This is a genomic window from Robertmurraya korlensis (assembly GCF_023715225.1).
Lineage (GTDB): Bacteria > Bacillota > Bacilli > Bacillales > Cytobacillaceae > Robertmurraya_A.
Window position 1 is genome coordinate 1 of the sequence record NZ_JAMBNS010000088.1, and the last position, 465, is coordinate 465.

The following is a 465-nucleotide window of genomic DNA, read 5'->3' on the forward strand; positions in this document are numbered from 1 at the left end:
TTTAAACGATGTCTTTCACGTTCCCTATCGCACGCCAGAAATTGATAAAGCTTTTAATGGTATTCGCCGAGCGATTAGCCATAAAGAACTGGAAAGTGCGGAAAGCCAAATCAATAACATAGCGAAAAAGGTATCATCCAGTAATACCGAATTGCTAAAAGTGAGATTGATGCTTGCCCAAGCAAAACTTGCTCAAAATAAAGTGAGTTAAGCAATGCAATTCATTAGTAAAAAACTTTCTATGCCTGTTCAAGTTGAAGATTGGGTCAAAAATGAAAAACCTAACGGTTGGACTTTAGGGAAAGATTATAAAGATGGCTATGAAATACTACGGGAACAATTAAGACCTGAGCAGAAGAATTTATGTTGTTATTGTTGTCAAGCATTGGAAACTCAAGTAACTATTGAGCATGTAAAAAGTAGGAATTTATATCCCGCACTCACTTACGACTATAATAATCTGCT

The 465-nt window shown here is 35.9% G+C and carries 2 protein-coding genes; both read left to right on the forward strand.

Annotated features, from left to right (window positions below; genetic code table 11):
* A partial coding sequence (locus M3175_RS25455; protein WP_251524585.1) for a hypothetical protein occupies positions 1-211 on the forward strand: 211 nt, incomplete at its 5' end.
* A gap of 3 nt (positions 212-214) precedes the next feature.
* Positions 215-465: HNH endonuclease family protein (locus tag M3175_RS25460; protein ID WP_251524587.1), on the forward strand; the 251-nt coding region annotated here is incomplete at its 3' end.